Below are 17,203 nucleotides of genomic sequence, written 5' to 3'. Positions count from 1 at the left end.
CATATGCTATTTGTTAAAAAAAGGTCTATAAGGTAATCTATTCTTGTGGAAAACTGTCTATTTATTGGGACAAAAATGAAATGGTAAGAGGTGTATTAAAAGGGGTGATGGAGATTGTTTAATTGGTTTAGATCAGATACGGAGAAAAAAAGAGATGACTATTGGAAGCTTTATGAACGATTACAGGATGCGAAGGATGACCATGACCGCTTAGTGAGAGATGCAGATTCTGCCTATTCAAGCTATAGTAACGCTGTTCCTTTTTTATCTGAAAATGTGATTCCATCAAATGATTTCACTCCTGCTCGCCGTCGTTTAAATGATGAGTTTAATCAGTATTTAAATGAAGAAAAAGAGAAACGAACAGAGCTTGTGCGCGCGATTAATCAAGCATATGAGCAGTATTTATACTATCGAAACCAAGCCATTCGCGAGGAACAAGAAGCGAATAAATAACCTTAATCATGGCCAATAGGAGGGAGAACCGATGTCAAAGGATACAATCATTCATGATCGCCGATTACAAACAGCACAAGCAGAGGCGAGAAAGCTAGAACGATCGATTGATCGAGCTTATTCGAAATGCGAAACGCTCCATTCCTTTGTTCAATCTGCGAATTGGAGAGGGAGTGCACGTGATAGCTTTCTGAGCTATTTAGACATTATTAAACAATACCATGCGGAATTAAAAGAAGCGGCTCCGTTACAAACACGTGCGTTGGAAAATATTGATCGCTATAAAAGTGATTTCCGTCATCATGCTTCTGTTAGGAAAGTGAAGCGGTTATGATGAGTACCGAAACAGATACGGATACATTTCGTGTTCCTGAGCTCTATTTATTAGCGTCAGCCTTTGGCGGTCATGCCCTTTTTGGCTTACCAGATAAGAAGATGTATCAATTAAAAGGAGAGGGTCCTTTTAAAGAAGCATATGCCGCTTTAAAGGAAAAAGGCATTCTATCAGAGGAAGGAAAGTTAACGAAAAACGGAGCTGTCATCATTCGAACTCTACAAACCTATTACAATAGTAAAAAGTTTGTCCGCGTTCATAATGCGATGTTTGCGTTTCAAGGAGAGCAAAAGGATGATATGATCCTACTCCTTGAGGTAGAAGAGCAAAAGGCTTATAAACTAATGGTCATGGCCAAACCATTTGTATTAAAAATGCTAGCTGAGAAGCTTCCGGTTATTTCAAGAGTCCCTGATGAGAAGGAGCGAACATTTCTTAAAGAAAAAGTACCAGAAAAAGAACGGATCGAGCTTGAACAATATGAACCTAACGAAGAAATGATGAACTTAGAAGTCTTCCATCTGAATGAAGTGCCACGTGTGATCACGAATCTAGCTTATTATCAGCAATGGCTTATTTTTACGAAACAAGATCAGTTAGTCATGGTCGATACGGTGACCAAAACGTATTATTATGCAAGTCAATATTATTTGATGAAGGTGTTATTCGATGAGCTCGAATTCCCATACAAGGAGGGTCAATAGATGGCGCATTTACCTGCTCGTGGAGCATCAGTTGGTATTACGGTTGATCCGGATGTCATCACGTCTGTGTACAGTCAGCTAGATGATATTATTATCGAGCTTGAAAGTGAAGCTTTACCTGCGATTAAGGAGCTTGGTCGCCTTCGCTTCTATGAAGCGGGCGAAGCGATCGAGGCGATGGAAGTCTATCCAGAGGCGAATGAGAAGTTTCAGGATCTTCTCGATAACTACATGCGGGCGTCGACTCTCGTTGTCGACATACTCGTGACCATGATCGAAACCGACGAAGCGATTGCAGAACAAATCTTTGCAGCGCTGGAGGTATGACGATGGATGTAAAATATAAGCAAGCAGACTGGGAACAAATGAATAGTGGATTGCGAGACTTGATCGGCTTAGGTAAATGGGGAAAAGGAGCGATTGATGACTTGAAGGATTTATCCAAGCTAATGGATAAAGTAGAGTCTGATTTATCAAAGTTCGATAGCGATGGTGTGATCTCGTTGTCTCATCGTAACCAAGACAGCAAATACCAAGAGCTATTTGAGGATTTCAAAGTGATTACGGAATTCTCGAATGACGTTGGCAAATTGGTGAATGAGACGATTGATGAACCCTTTCATAAGGATATCGATTCATTCGTTGAAAAAATGCGAAATACATCGATCTCTCATTTTACGACCGACAATCGAATTGGCGCGACGGACACAATCACCTCGCACTATGCCGGTTATCGGCAAGAGCATGTTATTGAAAAAAAGGAGATTGGATTAGAGGACCTCTTTAACGGTGACAATTTCTATGCCGAACAAATGAAGCTTGAATATGAGCTCTGGCAAGAACAAGTGTCAGACGAAGAGATCACCTATGAAGACTACCAGCTTGCGGCTGTGAGTATGAACGCCTTTGAATACAATTCAATAAAAGACTCGCAAATGACGAAGGAGTTCTGGGTGAGCATCGCCGCAACGGTCGTCATTATCGGAGCAACGATCATTTGTCCGCCAGCAGGATTGGCATTAGGCGTCGCTTATGGTACGTTAGAGTTAAGTAGTGCAGTGTCTGGAACCGATTGGGTATCAGGCAGAGAGATAGATACAGGAGAACGTCTCTTACGAGGCGGCCTGGCGCCACTTGATATCATTCCAGGCGTCAGTGCGGTGAAACGGTTTGGTACGGCTGCTCGTACCGTCAGCATGGGAACAGACCTTGCCCAAGCGGGAACACGTACAGCCCTCACAACTCGCTTAACGTCATCGGCCCAACAACAAATGCGCACCGTCCAGGACGTCGTCGTCACCGCAGGCAAACAGGCCGATGCGCGCTTACGAAGCGCAGGCCAATTCCTGAAGGGCCAAGGCGCGAATGCCGTCGTGAGAGTAGCCGATGATCTAACGGAAATAGCGAGGTTAGGAGATAAAGGCATCACAGCGATGAAGAACGCCATCCCGCAAAACGGATTCGCCTTGGATGGCATGGGGACCACGGCAAGAATCCCAGCCGAAAACGCCCACACGCTTGAAAATGCGACGAGTGGATTGGCGAATTGGATGAAGAGTAGTGTGGGTTCTGGTGGTAGTGGGGTTAATGTACCTGTTGGAACTGGAAGACAATTAGATGACGTACCGAGAATAAAAGAAATTGAAGTGAACTTTACTAGAAATCCGAAGCACAACCAACAAGAGTTTGCCAGACAATTAAAAGATCAAGAGAAAGGCATGAACCAGCTAACTGTTGACGAGTATCTAAAAAATAGAGAAAAATATATTGCTGAAGGTAGAGCAATAGAGGGAAATGCAGCTCAACAAACAGCTAGAGAAGAAGCCTTATCTGATAAAATTTCCGAACTTATGGCAAATGGAAAATCATTTGATGAAGCAGAAAAAGTGGCTAAAAAGTGGTTAAATACGCAAGCAGCACTACATAACCCAGATCAGATTGCGGGAGGAAGGCCTGATAAAATTGGTGGAATGGGGGATAAAGGTATAAATTCATCAATAGGTTCCCAGTGGAAATATAGAATTGATGTTGTTGATGGACAAATAAGGGAATTAGCAAAAAATATGACATCAGAACAAATAAGGAATACCTATTTGAATGTGAAATTGACAAACTAAGGAGAATTTGTAATGAAAAAAATTCTAAGTGATTTTAAATTTGATAGTATGGTTCCTAACGAGTTAATTGAAAGATATAAAAATCAAATTCCTACAGAAATAATAGATTTGTGGCAAGATTACGGATTTGGGACATTTATGAATGGTTACTTAAAAAGTATAAATCCAGAAGAATTTAGTGATGTTTTATATGAGAGCAGTCAAAGATATCGTGATTCTATAGTGCTATTTACTACAAGTATGGGAGATTTAGTTGTATGGGCTGATGGTTATGTTCGATTACTTAATTATAGGTATGGTGTACTGAAAACACTAATGCCGAACTTTTTGTTCTTTTTTAAAAGTTTAGATTCGGAAAAATTTAAAAGCGAATATTTAAAATGGAGGCCATACCCTGAAGCTGTGGAAAAACATGGAGAAGTATCTTATGACGAATGCTTCGGCTACACCCCCCTCCTAGGCTTAGGTGGAGCAGAAAAAGTAGAAAACCTAAAAAAAGTCAAGTTAAAAGAACATATTATGATTATTACGGAATTTATGGGACCAATAGAATAATCTGGTTAGTTGATTTAGGACTGAACCCATTATCCATTGATTAAGAATAAATAAAGGTTTGATTGAATGAGCCATGGATACGTACAACCATACAATGGAATTGATTAAAGAAGTTCATAGCTACAGAAACTCTACTAAACCGTTTACTAATCTTTAAAACAGTATCGACTCGTAGCGGTCAATCTATTAATCACTTTTTAACAATAAAGGAGAACCAAAATGACAGTAGAAACAAAACAAGAGAAGTGCCCATACTGTGAAAGCAGCGATCTAACAAAAAAGAAAAGAGGCTGGACGATTACAACTGGGATATTTGGTATGAATCAAATGCAATATCAATGCCATGAGTGCGGTAAGAAATTCATGGAGAAAAAAGCGAATTTTGATTGATAGAAGGAGTAGACATGAAGATAATAGAGCGAAATTTATTAACGTTGTACCTATTATGTCTTTTCACCTTTAATATCTATTATTTCTATTGGGTATTTGAGACATCAAAACATATGGAAGAGGAAAAGCCTTCTCCTGGAATGGTTGTGTTTCTAGGTATCATCACAATCGGTATTTATTTAGTGTATTGGAACTTTAAAACAGCTAAAGAAATCTATACATATGCTCAACGTAAAGGATACAAAGGAATTAGCGATCAATCGGTTCTTTGTCTCATTTGTAGCTTGATCCCTTTCGGTGGTTGGTTAATCTCGATGGGACTCATACAGACAAGCATGAATACGCTCCATTTTTTAGAGAATCGAAAGACATTACGTGCATCAGGCGAATAGACAACTTAAATAAGGTAATCGTCAATAATCCCCACCTTAGTCTTAAGTGGGGATTATTTGGCGATGACAATTTCTATGCCGAACAAATGAAGCTTGAATATGATCTCTGGCAAGGACAAGTGTCAGATGAAGAGATCACCTATGAAGACTATCAGCTTACGGCTGTGAAAAATATAAAAAGCCTAATTTCTCGGTGCTACAAGCGAGAAATTAGGCTTTAGCTACTTCATTAAAGCGCGCTCGATTGTTGAAGATTATTGCTTAACACTTATTCAAGATAAGCACTTTTATTGTAAGTATAGTATTTCGCAAGCTTTCTTGTAGGAAAAAACGAACTTCACCCGAAGAGACGTACTCTCTCTAATAAATGTTAATCTATTTGCTGTTAGAAAACGCCTGAGCAATCACTTTTGTAGCCTTTGCAATGAGTTCATCATTAAAGCTTGCATTCTCTTCACTGCGACTTGACATGATCGCAATAATAATCGGTTCTCGGTTTGGTGGCCACACAATCGCTATATCATTTCGAGTTCCATAGCCACCAGCCCCGGTCTTATCTCCAACCTCCCAACCTTCTGGTACACCAGCTCGAATGAGGGAATCACCTGTCGTATTCCCTTTTAGCCAATTTGTAAAAATTTCTTGTTTATCGGCAGGAAGGTACTCACTGATTCCAAACACCTCAAGGGTAGTTGCAAGTGCTTTGGGGGTACTTGTATCCCGTGAATCACCAGGAATAGCTTCGTTCAAATCTGGTTCAATACGGTCAGCCTTTGTGATCGTATCGCCACTTTCTCGTAACGCCTTTTCAAATCCATCCGGTCCGCCTAATTCTTCGAACAGAAGATTTCCTGCTGTATTATCACTATACTGTATCGCTGCTTCAGCTATCTCTCCTAGACTCATCCCTTTGTTCACAAAGTCTTCTGTAATCGGAGAATAGGTAACAATATCTTCATTGGTGAATGTCCTTACTTCCTCAAGCACAGATATCGGATTTTGCTTTAATAACACAGCTGCGGCTAGGGCTTTGGATGTAGATGTGTACGCAAATCGTTCGTCCTCACGAAATTCCACGGTTTCTTTTGTTCCTGTGTCAATGGCATAGACCCCAATCCTCGCGTCATATTCCTTCTCAAGTTGTTCAAATTTTTCCATTGTGGTTTCTTTTTCCGTTATCGTTTCTGATGTTTGGTTCGTTGTCCCCGTATTTTCTGTTTCTGATTGTATTACAACCTGTTCTTTCTCATCTGAGCAGCCTACAACCATAAGCACTAAGCCTATCAGTGCTAGTTTTTGATAAAACCATCTTTTGTTCATGATGTAAATCCTCCTAATTATTTGATTAGACACTTATGTACGAATTAAAAACAACCTTATTCAAGGAGTTTTAACAGATTACATTTGTAGTCTGATTACATCTGTAGTATAGTATTACATACGTAATCAAATGAAGTCAATTCTTTTTTCTAACAATCAAGCTACTATAAATATGCTATATACTTGTTTTTTGAAATTTAAATGTCAAGGGAGTGGGTGTTGCAGGACATGTTTTTAACTCATTTTATAATAGGTCTATTGGTGTCTTCATTTTCCGTTACCGTTATTCTACTTATACGAAAATGGTTCGGAAGACAACTAACAGCAAAATGGCACTATCATTTGTGGATGTTTCTTTTTATGGCTTTAACACTTCCATTCATACCAACTGATCTATATAATTTTAGTTCTCTCTTTAGCGGTGGGGATACATATCAGACTCATGCACCTAGCTCTAATGTGGACATAACTGGAACTGATATGATGCAGGGATTACACCTGATACAAGACTTTTCTGTGTCGGTCAATCGGCCGGATCTGTCCTTATTTAATATGGGAGTGATGAGTTTATGGATGTTAGGGGTGCTTTTATTTACCTTTATTATGATTCGTGGATGGCTCACACTTAGAAGGATAAGGAATGATTCTTCTGCGTTTTCCAATCAAGAAGTTCTCGTGCTTTTCGAAGAATGCAAGAAAAGACTACAAATGAATAAATCAATAAAGATTGTTATTTCGAAAAGAGTTCAATCTCCAATGATATTCGGACTTTTTCAAACATATATCGTTTTACCTTCTCAGCATGAAAACTGGCTTAGTTTGAAAGATTACGAATATATCTTTCTTCATGAACTGAATCACTATAAAAACAAGGATTTGCTGACAAATTACGTGATATTGTTCTATCAAACCATTTATTGGTTTAATCCACTTGTCTGGGTTGCTTTTAGAGAAATGAGATTGGATCGGGAAATTGCATGTGATACATCTGTTTTACAGTTACTAGATGATCATTCATTTAGTGAATATGGACATACAATCATTAATTTTTTGGATCTTTCAAAACGGTCAAGTAAGCTACATTTAGTAACACAATTAAACGGTTCGAAGCTTCAAATCAAAAAACGAATTGAACAAATTTCTGCCTATAATCATTCCGAAAAAAAATCAATAAAAAAAAGCGTCTTTATTTATGTGTTGGCCAGTATCATTTTGACAATTCAGCTACCTTTCATTTCCGTATTTGCGACGGAAAACGACCGATACTATTTTAATAATGACGGAGCCGTTTATGAGGATTTACATCAATTCTTTAAAGGGTATGAAGGAAGCTTTGTTTTATATGATCATAACGCAGAGCAATATCGCATTTATAATGAAGAGAAAAGTACGTTGCGGGTATCACCTGATTCCACATACAAAATCTATAGTGCCTTATTTGCACTAGAAACAAATGTGATTTCACCCGAAGAATCCACTCTTTTATGGGATGGGATGGAGCAACCTTATGAAGCTTGGAATATGGATCAGGATGTCTCATCTGCATTACAAAAGTCTGTAAATTGGTATTTCCAAGAATTAGATCGCAGAACAGGATTTGAAACAATCCAATCCAATCTAGAAGAGATACACTATGGAAATTCCGATGTATCTGGGGGAATGGGTGAATTCTGGCACGGATCTTCATTAAAAATTTCTCCAGTCGAGCAAGTCGAACTACTACAAGCCTTTTATAATAATCAATTGGGATATAAGGAAATGCATATCAAAGCTGTGAAGGAAGCACTATTCCTAGAAAAGAATGAAGAAGCTCGCCTATCAGGAAAAACAGGTACAGGAGCAGTGAATGGGAAAAACATCAATGGTTGGTTTATCGGGTATGTAGAGACGAAGAACAATACGTATTTCTTTGCTACCAATATACAAGATGAAGATGATACATCTGGAAGCAAGGCGTTAGAAATTACTTTATCAATTTTAAAAAATTTAGGAATTTATTAAAAATGGAGGGGAGAAATATGGAGAAAAACATTCCCAGTATATCAGAATCAGAATGGGAAATCATGAACGTGCTCTGGGATAAAGCCCCTCAGACAGCGAATGACATCATAAATTCCCTACGGGGGAGTGTCGATTGGAAGCCGAAAACCATACGCACTCTTCTCGATAGATTGGTTCAAAAAGATGTAGTAGGTGTTAATAAAAATCAAAGAGTTTACACCTTTTATCCGCTCTATACACAGGAAGAGTGCCAACGTGCGGAGGCAGAATCATTTATCAAGCGAATCTATGGAGGTACCCTTAAATCCATGCTTGTCCAATTCATTCAGGAAGATACCCTATCTGATGAGGATATCAATGAACTACGCCATATTTTAAATAAGAAACCTAAATAACAATAATATTTTAAAAAGCGATTTGGTATTTTTCCAAATCGCTTTCTTCTCTGTAAATACTTTGTCCGTAAGTCATAATGAACGAAACGGTACCAGTTTGCTAAACGTAGGTTGCACTTGGTCATAATGTTCGTGTCAAGCGTGACGTTTGATATTTCCAATAATCACGACTAAACAAATGCCCAAAAATATGTATGTCATTCACTTCGTTTTCTTGCTTTACGTACGATGATAACGAACGTAAAGGAGGGGAGAAAGTGAGATGTACGTATAGATTTTTGCCATATGTATTGTCTTTGGTATTAATTTTCATCACTGCGTTCACCTTCTATATGTATGGGAGTGCTGATAGGACAAATCCAGTCACTGCTTCAGATGACACCCAAGAATCCAACGGTGAAGAGAGTGATCTAAGAAATACGATAACAAATGAGATAAATACCGATGCAGGAAATGTTGACAATTCCATCATTAATGAAGTGAATGTAAGCAATGGTGAAATCAATAATAGCGTTGAAAATACCATTAACAGTAAAAATGGCGATATAGGTAATCATATTGAGAATCACATGAGCGGAGACGATGCGACCGTTGATAATCAAGTGGAAAATAATATCACGAATGGTTCAAACAACACGATTACTAATCATATTACGAACAACGTCGAAGTGAATGTTGATGTCCATGTAAAGAATTACTTGGTCAATAACGTAGAAGGAAAAGGTGACGATGGAGAAAACGATACGGAAGAAAATGGTAACGGTGATGAAGCAGGCCGTGAGGAAGAGAATGGGGACGGTAATGGAAATGGAGAAGCCTCCAATGGTGAAACGCCTGATACTGTTTGGGGAGTTGATTCAGCAAGCTTGACAACAGAAGATATGCTTTCATGTGTTCGTGAGAATTTTGGGGACCCGAAAGTATGGGCTAGGTATTTAGGGGATAAAGACGGGGTTTCCTATGGATTGACTCACGAAGAAGTGGAATTTCTTCACGAAAATGATATTGATATTATGGTCATTTGGAACCATTTCACGGATGCGACTGGTTATGAAAAAGGACAAAGCGAAGCGACAGCGGCCATTGAAATGGCTAGGGAGTTTGATATTCCAGAAGGTGTGGCTATATTTGCTAATGTGGAACCAATCTATCCTATAGATGCTGATTTCCTATTAGGCTGGTACGATGTGATGGAAGAGTCCGAATATGAATCTGGTGTGTATGGGATTTTTCACCCGGATCGTGAACTGTACACGGCCTATGAAACGGCTGCCGAGGAGAATACTAGCTTACTAGAAAACAATTATGTGTGGACGTCTTCACCGAATATTGGCATTACAACAGAAGAAAATGCACCAGAGTATGATCCTGAAGCACCTGAAGGGTCGTTAATCGCTGGCTGGCAATATGGAATTGATGCACAAACATGTAACATTGATACAAACCACTTTGACAGCAATGTGTTTGACGCCCTGTGGGATTAGAGTGTTTTAGAATTGAATCGATCAAAAAGAAGGGGCTGCCATAGGAATGATTTCCTTCATGGCAGCCTACTATCATTAATATATTCCTATACGTCTCCTTAAAGCAAGAACGAGTAGACCAACAAACATCAGAATAATTCCGTAAAAAAGGACATTGTATAATGGGGTCGCTGTACTTGGCAGCTGCTCGTCTGTCGTTTCATCTCCGCGTCGTCCCGCATCAAGTTTGCCCTCATGTTCGTTAGGGTCAGTCTCCTCAATTGATGGTGGGGTTAACCCACCGTTCTTTGGCGGCGACATAGTACCATTATCTTCATCAGGCTTTTGTTCAATAGGAGGTGTTGGCTCTGTCTCTTTCGGGTTCGGTGGAGGGGGCTCTCCCTCATCATCAGGTATTGGATCTTCTTCGTCAGGTTCTTTTGCTTCTAATGAAGCCATAAAGGCATAATAGGTATCCCAAATGTCCCCCCATTGGATTTCGCCGTTTCCATCTCGCTCAAAGGAAACAATGGTTTGCAAAATGCTCGTTAGCTCCTCCGGTAATTCATCTCCTTGTTCATTTTTCGATTGTTTGCCATCATACATAAAATTACGATGAGAGTTCGCAGATGAAGGGTAACGATCTGAAGATGAATGCTCTTCCGTATGGAAAGAAACGAACCCATCGATCGTAAAGTCTGATGTAATGTTTGAATATGTTGTAAAATCGCTATTTCTTTCCGCATTGTTAAAGGAAATATTGTCATAGGCGATGACACCTGGATTACTGTTACTCGTAAAGCCTACCTTTCCATTTCCCCATGCGATGCTATTACGGATAATGTGCGGGACATGAATCCCTTCCCCACCTAGCTTGAAGCCGTTCTTATCGCCTCCTCCTTCTGTGCCGTCTGTTAGGAAACCGTTGTTGAAGGCGAGGCTGTCTTCAATGACGACAGCGCCAATTGGTCCCGTACCAACTTTTGCATATAAATCAAAGCCATCATCGATGTTGTTATGAGCAATAACACCACGAAGAATGTTCCCTTCACCAGAAGTGAGTTTGACAGCGAATCCATCCGCATTGTTTTCGGCAGGGTCACGGTTATCGAAGGAGACACTATTCAATATAAGGTTATGAGATGGCCAATCAGTGATATCCGTTAAGGTTCCATCAAGGCGACTAATTTGTAGGCCTGAGTCGCCATTATCATAGAATCGAGCATTTTCAATGATATTATGGTGACCACCGATGTGATAGCCTTTCGTATTACCAGCTGAACGGGTGAAATCGAGGCCTTCTACATGCCAGTAATCACCTTCGTGGAGCATCCCATGAGAACGTCGATCAAAATCAAAGATTGGTCGTGCGTCCGGTGCAGCAACAAGGTATTTCATGTTATCTTTCGTGCCATTATTGTACTTTCTAATGTGAAGGGGCTTGTCACGAACATAATGGCCATCTAAGACGATAATTTTTTGACCAGGACGAACATAATCAATCGCCGTATCAATATCTAATGGATTGTCAGCGAGTCCTGTATTCGTGGGAGCTCCATCAGGCGAAACGTAAATGTCTCCGTCTTCAACAAAGGAACGATGAGTGACCGAATAGTTCGTGACGATGCGATCATAAGATGTTAAATATTGTGTATCGTCAGGCAGGAATGAAATGCTAAAAGGTGTGTCGGCCTGCTCGGTTAATGTTGTAGGGATTGTGACAGTGTTGCCACCTTCTACGAATTGATTGACGGCAATATGGTTAGTGCCTTGGCGAATCGTGAAGACACCCGCTACGTTTGCTCTAGTTTTTAATTCATAATGAATGTCTGATGTCCGATCAAGTGATAGTACATCGATTGTTGGTGTGATAGCTTGTGCAGGAGGCTCCACCTTAGGTGCATCCGTAGCAGCGGCCGTTACTTGTAAATCAATGTTATGAACTTCAATAGTGGCTTCTCGTGCCACATAGAAGCCGACGTACATGTTTGAACCTTGGACGTTCATGATCTCTGGTTCAAATAGTATCGTTTCCTCACCGTCATTGATTTGTCCGATGAAACCACTATTTGTCTTTGCTAATGTCAAACGATAAGGTTCATTCGGATAAGTGTTCTCACTTGAAGGTCTGCGTGGGTCGAGCATGATCTTTTCGATTCCTTTGCTTCCTTCTCCGTCAGGTGATAATACCCCTGTTCGGGCAAATAGCTGTGTACCATTATCGTCCCTTGTCCCTCCAGCGAACCCACCGATGGCCGCTATATTACTCGAAAACACACCTGAATCCCCATGTGTACCGATCGCATCACGAGCCATAATGCCAAATGACTCTTGTCCATCATGAGGGGTTTTCGCATAGTGATGAACTTGAATATCGGCTGATAAGACAAAGTTATCTTCATTGGCATCAAGCTCTGTGTAATAGTAGACAACTCCGTCATGGTCACCAGTAATTTTTCCTGCATTTGCATGTGCATGTGCTTCGAGAAGGACAGTTCCTTCTTCTGTTATTCGCCAGTCGTTTCGGCTTTCTGATACGGACTGCCCAAACATGATGAAGTCAAATTCATAGTCAGTCGGTTCGCGGACGGTAACAGGAAATGAAATGGACTCGATATCCGCTTCAGTTGGTTGAATAATGATGTCATAGACGCCTGCTGTAGAGCGATTAAAGTTCGTGTCTTCGATTGTGTAATGTTCATAAGGCTCACGGTCACCATTATCAAACATAAGCTCAACGTTTAGTCCTGTTGCGTCAAATTCTTCGTTCAAGGAGTAGGATGTTTTCGGATAGTGTGCCACTTTTAAACCGATGGCTTCACGTTCTTTAACATGTAACGTGAGCGCTATGTCGATTCCTTTATGGGAAAGTGTTATCTCTTTTTCGCCAGTAGATGCCGTATCCAACGATGTAGTAGTATACTCTGAACGTGTTAATCTAACGTCTGAGCCGTCATCGTAGACCGCATATAAAATAAGGCCAGACAAGTCTAGTGTATCACCGATAAAATATTGTTCTTTTTCAGGAGGCTGCCTTATTTCTAGATGGGAAATGGTTGTGTTTGCGACAGTGATCATGAACGTTGTTGTGACAGAAGGGCTTGTAGTTGAACGAATCACCACTTCTTTTGTACCAGAATGCTGAAAGGTGAAGTGCTCATCGACGATGGTTTCATCAATCATCACTTGATAGTCGTCTGATGATAATTCAGAATAGGAGAAGCCGTCATTAAATTCAGCGATGACGACAAGCCCATGTGGATCGAATGTATCACCAAGGAAATAGGTTAATGTAGCAGGTTCGTATTTGATATCTACATTTGTTACGGTGAGCTCACCAATGGTTAACTCGACATGTGCGGTAGCACCACCAAAATGAAGGCTGATTGTATTCGTTCCAACTGTACTACTATCAAAACCTGTCACGATGTAGTCAGCTTCTGTTAAAATCGCTGTTGAGCCGTCTGAATAGACAGCGGTTACGTTCAACCCTGATAGGTCTAATTCTTCGCCAACTAAGTATTCTGTTTTCATCGATTCCGAATCGATGAGAAGCTCACTAACGGTATTCGATTCTACCTCAATTGTAAAATCGCTAAATGTTACATAGGCGTCACGAGCAACATAAAAACCGGCAAATAATTCATTTGTAAATAAATCGTTTATTGAAAAGGTTTCTGTTTCATCATTGGATGTGAGCACGTACGTATCCCCTGATTTGCGAATAGAGAGATCGTACACTTCATCGGAAGTAGGGATCGCATTTGTTGCAAAGGTGTCCCCTTTAATCTGAGAGGCTCCTTCTTTATAAAATGGTTTCATCACTTGATCGACAGCACCGACGGCAACATAATTGGCAGTTTGTACGCTAGAATCACCGTGCTCTCCAATGTCATCACGCAGCATGAGACCAAAGGACTTTTGATTTGGCGTGCTAATGCCGCCGTTTGCATGAAAGCTCTGCACATAAGCACGTGCTTGAATGGTGAAGTTTGCTTCTGAAGGAAGTTGCTTCGTATAAAAGGAGATTCCTTCATCACCGCTCGCAATTTTTCCACCTAGTGCTTCTAAGGAGATGGAGCCGTCCTCATGATAAATGGGGTCAGGGTTGCGAATAGGATCACTGGTAATACTCGTATTACCGCCAAATGCTGTAAAGAACCAATCACTAACGTCAACGTGACCATCGATTGTAAGATTGATGTCACTATATGTGATCGTCGTGTTTCTTGCAGCAAATAAGCCGATATATGGTGTTTCCGCGTTGAAATCATCAATGACTTTCGTTTCATCTCCTATTGTCAGCTGATATACATGACCATCTTTGCGAAGGTGAAGGTCATATGGCTCATCTGGAGCTGGGGTGTTTGCTGTAAAGGTCAGTTCATCAGGCGTTTGTAAAGTGTCATTCTCATATTTGTAAAAGCCGCGCATTTCTTGACGAATCGCCCCTGTAGCTAAGTAATCACCGGTAAAATGATTGTCGCGTTCATTTTCTAATATGTTACTGCGAAGCATGATTCCAAAGGAAACTTGATTATTGGCATCCCAAGAATCGATATGAGCCTTTGCTGAAAATTCAAAATTAGCATTCGGGTCGATTTCTTGGAAATAATAGACGAGCCCCTCGGCACTGCTAGCGATTTTGCCACGGTTATTCGAGGCTCGTAATGTTACGCTGTTATCACTATTTTCTGTTATTTCAAAGTTGTCTATCGTGATGTCGTCTGTCCCAATATCTCCCATGACGCTGCCTGACCAATCACCTGAAACAGTCATTATGCTATCTTCATTCTGAAGTTCGTCACGTGTATCTTCTGCCATTGCTAAGGTGTGAAGGTTAGAAAATAAAAGCAAAACGATCATAGACATGGATAAGTAGCGCTTATTTTTCTTTTTCATCATGACCTCCTAATAATAAAATGGCACAACAAGGCAACGTATGAGTTCATACTGTTGCAGCGAATGAAGCTACCTCCTTTCGTATGGTCATATTTATACTCTTCGGCTTAATGCCGAATGAATATCTAATGAGAAACAACGTTGTTATGGAAGGGTGAAACAACGTGACCTTCTAGGTGATGGAAGGATTATGAAGGGAATAGTGACGTTGATAAAAATGGTACAGTGTATTAACAACGTTGTTAATACACTGTAATTGTAATCGCTTACAAAAAGAAATGTCAATAACTTTGTTAGAAGATAGTAAGTTTGTCCCCCTTTATTGCCTACACTAAAGGAATTTGGTATCATTAATAGTATTGTCAATACGTGTGAACTTTTTTTGGAGGTGAAGCAAGAATGTCTCGAATTTCAGAGGAGCAAGTGAAGCATGTCGCCAATTTAGCAAGGTTAGCAATTACTGAGGAAGAAGCGAAGATGTTTACAGAGCAATTGGATGCGATTATTACGTTTGCGGAGCAATTAAATGAGTTAGATACAACAGGTGTCGAGCCGACGACTCATGTCTTAAATATGAAGAATGTGTTACGTGAGGATAAAGCGGGTGAAGGGCTACCAGTAGAAGATGTATTGAAAAATGCACCTGATCACGAGGATGGACAAATTAAAGTTCCATCCATTATTGAATAGTTGGGAGGTTAGCGAGATGTCATTATTTGATCATAAAATGTCAGAGCTTCATGACATGTTACATAAGAAAGAAATTAGCGTTTCTGATTTAGTCGATCAGTCCTATAAGCGTATTTCAGAAACAGATGACAAAGTGAAAGCATTCGTAACGTTAAACGAAGAGAAAGCACGTGCCTATGCTGCAGAATTGGACGAAGCACTTGGTTCAGACAGCGAGCGCGGGCTTTTATTTGGTATGCCGATTGGGGTGAAGGATAACATTGTAACAAAAGGCTTACGAACGACTTGCTCAAGTCGTATTCTAGAGAAATTTGATCCGATTTATGATGCGACTGTTGTGCAAAAGTTAGCTGACGCACAAGCGGTAACCATTGGTAAGCTAAATATGGATGAGTTTGCGATGGGCTCTTCGACAGAAAACTCTGCCTTTCAAGAAACGAAGAATCCCTGGAACTTAGATCATGTTCCTGGTGGGTCAAGTGGAGGTTCAGCAGCAGCTGTTGCGGCTGGACAAGTTCCCTTTACGTTAGGATCAGATACGGGAGGTTCGATTCGCCAGCCTGCTGCATATTGCGGAGTTGTTGGTCTGAAACCTACATATGGTCGTGTTTCACGATTTGGACTAGTGGCATTTGCTTCATCATTAGATCAAATTGGTCCTGTAACGAAAACGGTTGAAGATAATGCGTACTTATTACAATCAATTGTTGGTGTTGATCCGATGGATGCAACATCAGCCAATGTTGAAGTGCCTGACTTTTTATCAGCTTTAACGGGTGATGTGAAGGGCTTGAATATTGCTGTACCAAAGGAGTATTTAGGAGAAGGAGTACAGGAGGAAGTTAAGCAATCGGTTCTTGATGCGTTGAAGGTTCTTGAAGGACAAGGCGCTACGTGGGAGGAAGTCTCGTTACCACATTCGAAATATGCATTAGCAACGTATTACTTACTGTCTTCTTCAGAAGCTTCAGCAAACCTTTCTCGCTTTGATGGTGTTCGTTACGGCTATCGCACCGACAATGCCGATAACTTACTTGATATGTATAAGCAAACGAGAGCAGAAGGATTTGGCGATGAAGTGAAGCGTCGTATTATGCTGGGAACATTTGCGTTAAGCTCAGGCTATTATGATGCCTACTATAAAAAAGCACAGCAAGTTCGTACATTAATTAAGCAAGACTTTGAGAAGATTTTTGATCAATATGATGTCATTATTGGACCGACTTCACCGACGCCTTCATTCAAAATTGGTGAAAATACAAAGGATCCATTAACGATGTACGCGAACGATATTTTGACGATTCCAGTAAACCTTGCGGGGGTACCGGGTATTTCTGTCCCTTGTGGCTTCAAGGACGGATTACCGCTTGGCTTGCAAATTATCGGGAAGCACTTTGATGAAAGCACGGTTTATCGTGTTGCTCATGCGTTTGAACAAGCAACAGACTATCACACGAAGAAGCCGACATTGTAACGGAGGGATG

Annotated in this window: 15 protein-coding genes; 13 read left to right on the top strand and 2 right to left on the bottom strand. The window is 40.5% G+C overall.

The genetic code is table 11. The features are described from left to right. Positions 1–114: 114 nt before the first annotated feature. The 8 genes from ACERJO_RS13280 to ACERJO_RS13245 all read left to right on the top strand — a co-directional run bounded on the left by ACERJO_RS13280 (position 115) and on the right by ACERJO_RS13245 (position 4,948). Positions 115–456, top strand: coding sequence for a hypothetical protein (locus ACERJO_RS13280; RefSeq protein WP_373647810.1), 342 nt, complete (start codon positions 115–117; stop codon positions 454–456). Positions 457–487: 31 nt separating this feature from the next. Further along, the gene (locus ACERJO_RS13275; RefSeq protein ID WP_247105828.1) at positions 488–790 is read left to right on the top strand and encodes a hypothetical protein; all 303 of its coding nucleotides are present in this window, start codon (positions 488–490) and stop codon (positions 788–790) included. Further along, positions 790–1,494, top strand: a complete 705-nt coding sequence (locus tag ACERJO_RS13270) for a DUF5081 family protein (RefSeq protein WP_247105827.1) — start codon at positions 790–792, stop codon at positions 1,492–1,494. The genes ACERJO_RS13275 and ACERJO_RS13270 overlap by 1 nt, the downstream gene beginning before the upstream one ends. Beyond that, entirely contained in the window at positions 1,495–1,821 is a 327-nt protein-coding gene (locus ACERJO_RS13265) for a hypothetical protein (protein WP_373647809.1), read from the top strand. A gap of 2 nt (positions 1,822–1,823) precedes the next feature. Beyond that, on the top strand, positions 1,824–3,611 hold the full coding sequence (locus ACERJO_RS13260) for a polymorphic toxin type 15 domain-containing protein (protein ID WP_373647807.1): 1,788 nt from the start codon (positions 1,824–1,826) through the stop codon (positions 3,609–3,611). 12 nt (positions 3,612–3,623) lie between these two features. Continuing rightward, positions 3,624–4,166 (top strand): T6SS immunity protein Tdi1 domain-containing protein, encoded by a 543-nt coding sequence (locus ACERJO_RS13255; protein ID WP_373647806.1) that lies wholly within the window; start codon positions 3,624–3,626, stop codon positions 4,164–4,166. Positions 4,167–4,385: 219 nt separating this feature from the next. Continuing rightward, the gene (locus tag ACERJO_RS13250; protein WP_373647805.1) at positions 4,386–4,556 is read left to right on the top strand and encodes a hypothetical protein; all 171 of its coding nucleotides are present in this window, start codon (positions 4,386–4,388) and stop codon (positions 4,554–4,556) included. Between the two features lie 14 nt (positions 4,557–4,570). After that, the gene (locus ACERJO_RS13245) at positions 4,571–4,948 is read left to right on the top strand and encodes a DUF4234 domain-containing protein (protein ID WP_247105822.1); all 378 of its coding nucleotides are present in this window, start codon (positions 4,571–4,573) and stop codon (positions 4,946–4,948) included. A 375-nt stretch (positions 4,949–5,323) separates the two neighbouring features. Here ACERJO_RS13245 and bla read toward each other — a convergent pair whose 3' ends face one another. After that, positions 5,324–6,268: a class A beta-lactamase gene (gene bla, locus ACERJO_RS13240; protein WP_373647804.1), complete on the bottom strand. Its 945-nt coding sequence runs from the start codon at positions 6,266–6,268 to the stop codon at positions 5,324–5,326. 228 nt (positions 6,269–6,496) lie between these two features. On the opposite strand from bla, the gene ACERJO_RS13235 reads away from it, so the two are divergent. From ACERJO_RS13235 to ACERJO_RS13225, 3 genes are all read left to right on the top strand, one after another. After that, positions 6,497–8,269 carry a BlaR1 family beta-lactam sensor/signal transducer gene (locus tag ACERJO_RS13235; RefSeq protein WP_373647832.1) on the top strand — a complete coding sequence of 591 codons (1,773 nt, stop codon included), beginning with the start codon at positions 6,497–6,499 and terminating at the stop codon, positions 8,267–8,269. A 17-nt stretch (positions 8,270–8,286) separates the two neighbouring features. Continuing rightward, complete coding sequence (gene blaI, locus ACERJO_RS13230; protein ID WP_247105820.1) at positions 8,287–8,664, top strand: penicillinase repressor BlaI; 378 nt, start codon at positions 8,287–8,289, stop codon at positions 8,662–8,664. A gap of 257 nt (positions 8,665–8,921) precedes the next feature. Then, positions 8,922–10,148, top strand: coding sequence for a glycoside hydrolase domain-containing protein (locus ACERJO_RS13225; protein WP_373647802.1), 1,227 nt, complete (start codon positions 8,922–8,924; stop codon positions 10,146–10,148). Positions 10,149–10,223: 75 nt separating this feature from the next. Here the strand turns inward: ACERJO_RS13225 and ACERJO_RS13220 are convergent, their stop codons facing one another. Further along, positions 10,224–15,029, bottom strand: a complete 4,806-nt coding sequence (locus ACERJO_RS13220) for a bacterial Ig-like domain-containing protein (protein ID WP_373647801.1) — start codon at positions 15,027–15,029, stop codon at positions 10,224–10,226. Between the two features lie 399 nt (positions 15,030–15,428). Between ACERJO_RS13220 and gatC the strand changes: the two genes are divergently transcribed. Both gatC and gatA read left to right on the top strand, forming a co-directional pair. Next, positions 15,429–15,719, top strand: coding sequence for an Asp-tRNA(Asn)/Glu-tRNA(Gln) amidotransferase subunit GatC (gene gatC / locus ACERJO_RS13215; protein WP_373647800.1), 291 nt, complete (start codon positions 15,429–15,431; stop codon positions 15,717–15,719). A gap of 16 nt (positions 15,720–15,735) precedes the next feature. After that, the gene (gatA, locus tag ACERJO_RS13210; protein ID WP_373647799.1) at positions 15,736–17,193 is read left to right on the top strand and encodes an Asp-tRNA(Asn)/Glu-tRNA(Gln) amidotransferase subunit GatA; all 1,458 of its coding nucleotides are present in this window, start codon (positions 15,736–15,738) and stop codon (positions 17,191–17,193) included. The last annotated feature ends 10 nt before the right edge of the window (positions 17,194–17,203 follow it).

Origin of the sequence: Halalkalibacter sp. AB-rgal2, assembly GCF_041821005.1 — a bacterium.
Classification (GTDB): domain Bacteria; phylum Bacillota; class Bacilli; order Bacillales; family Bacillaceae_D; genus Halalkalibacter.
This window is presented reverse-complemented; position numbering and strand designations above follow the sequence as displayed.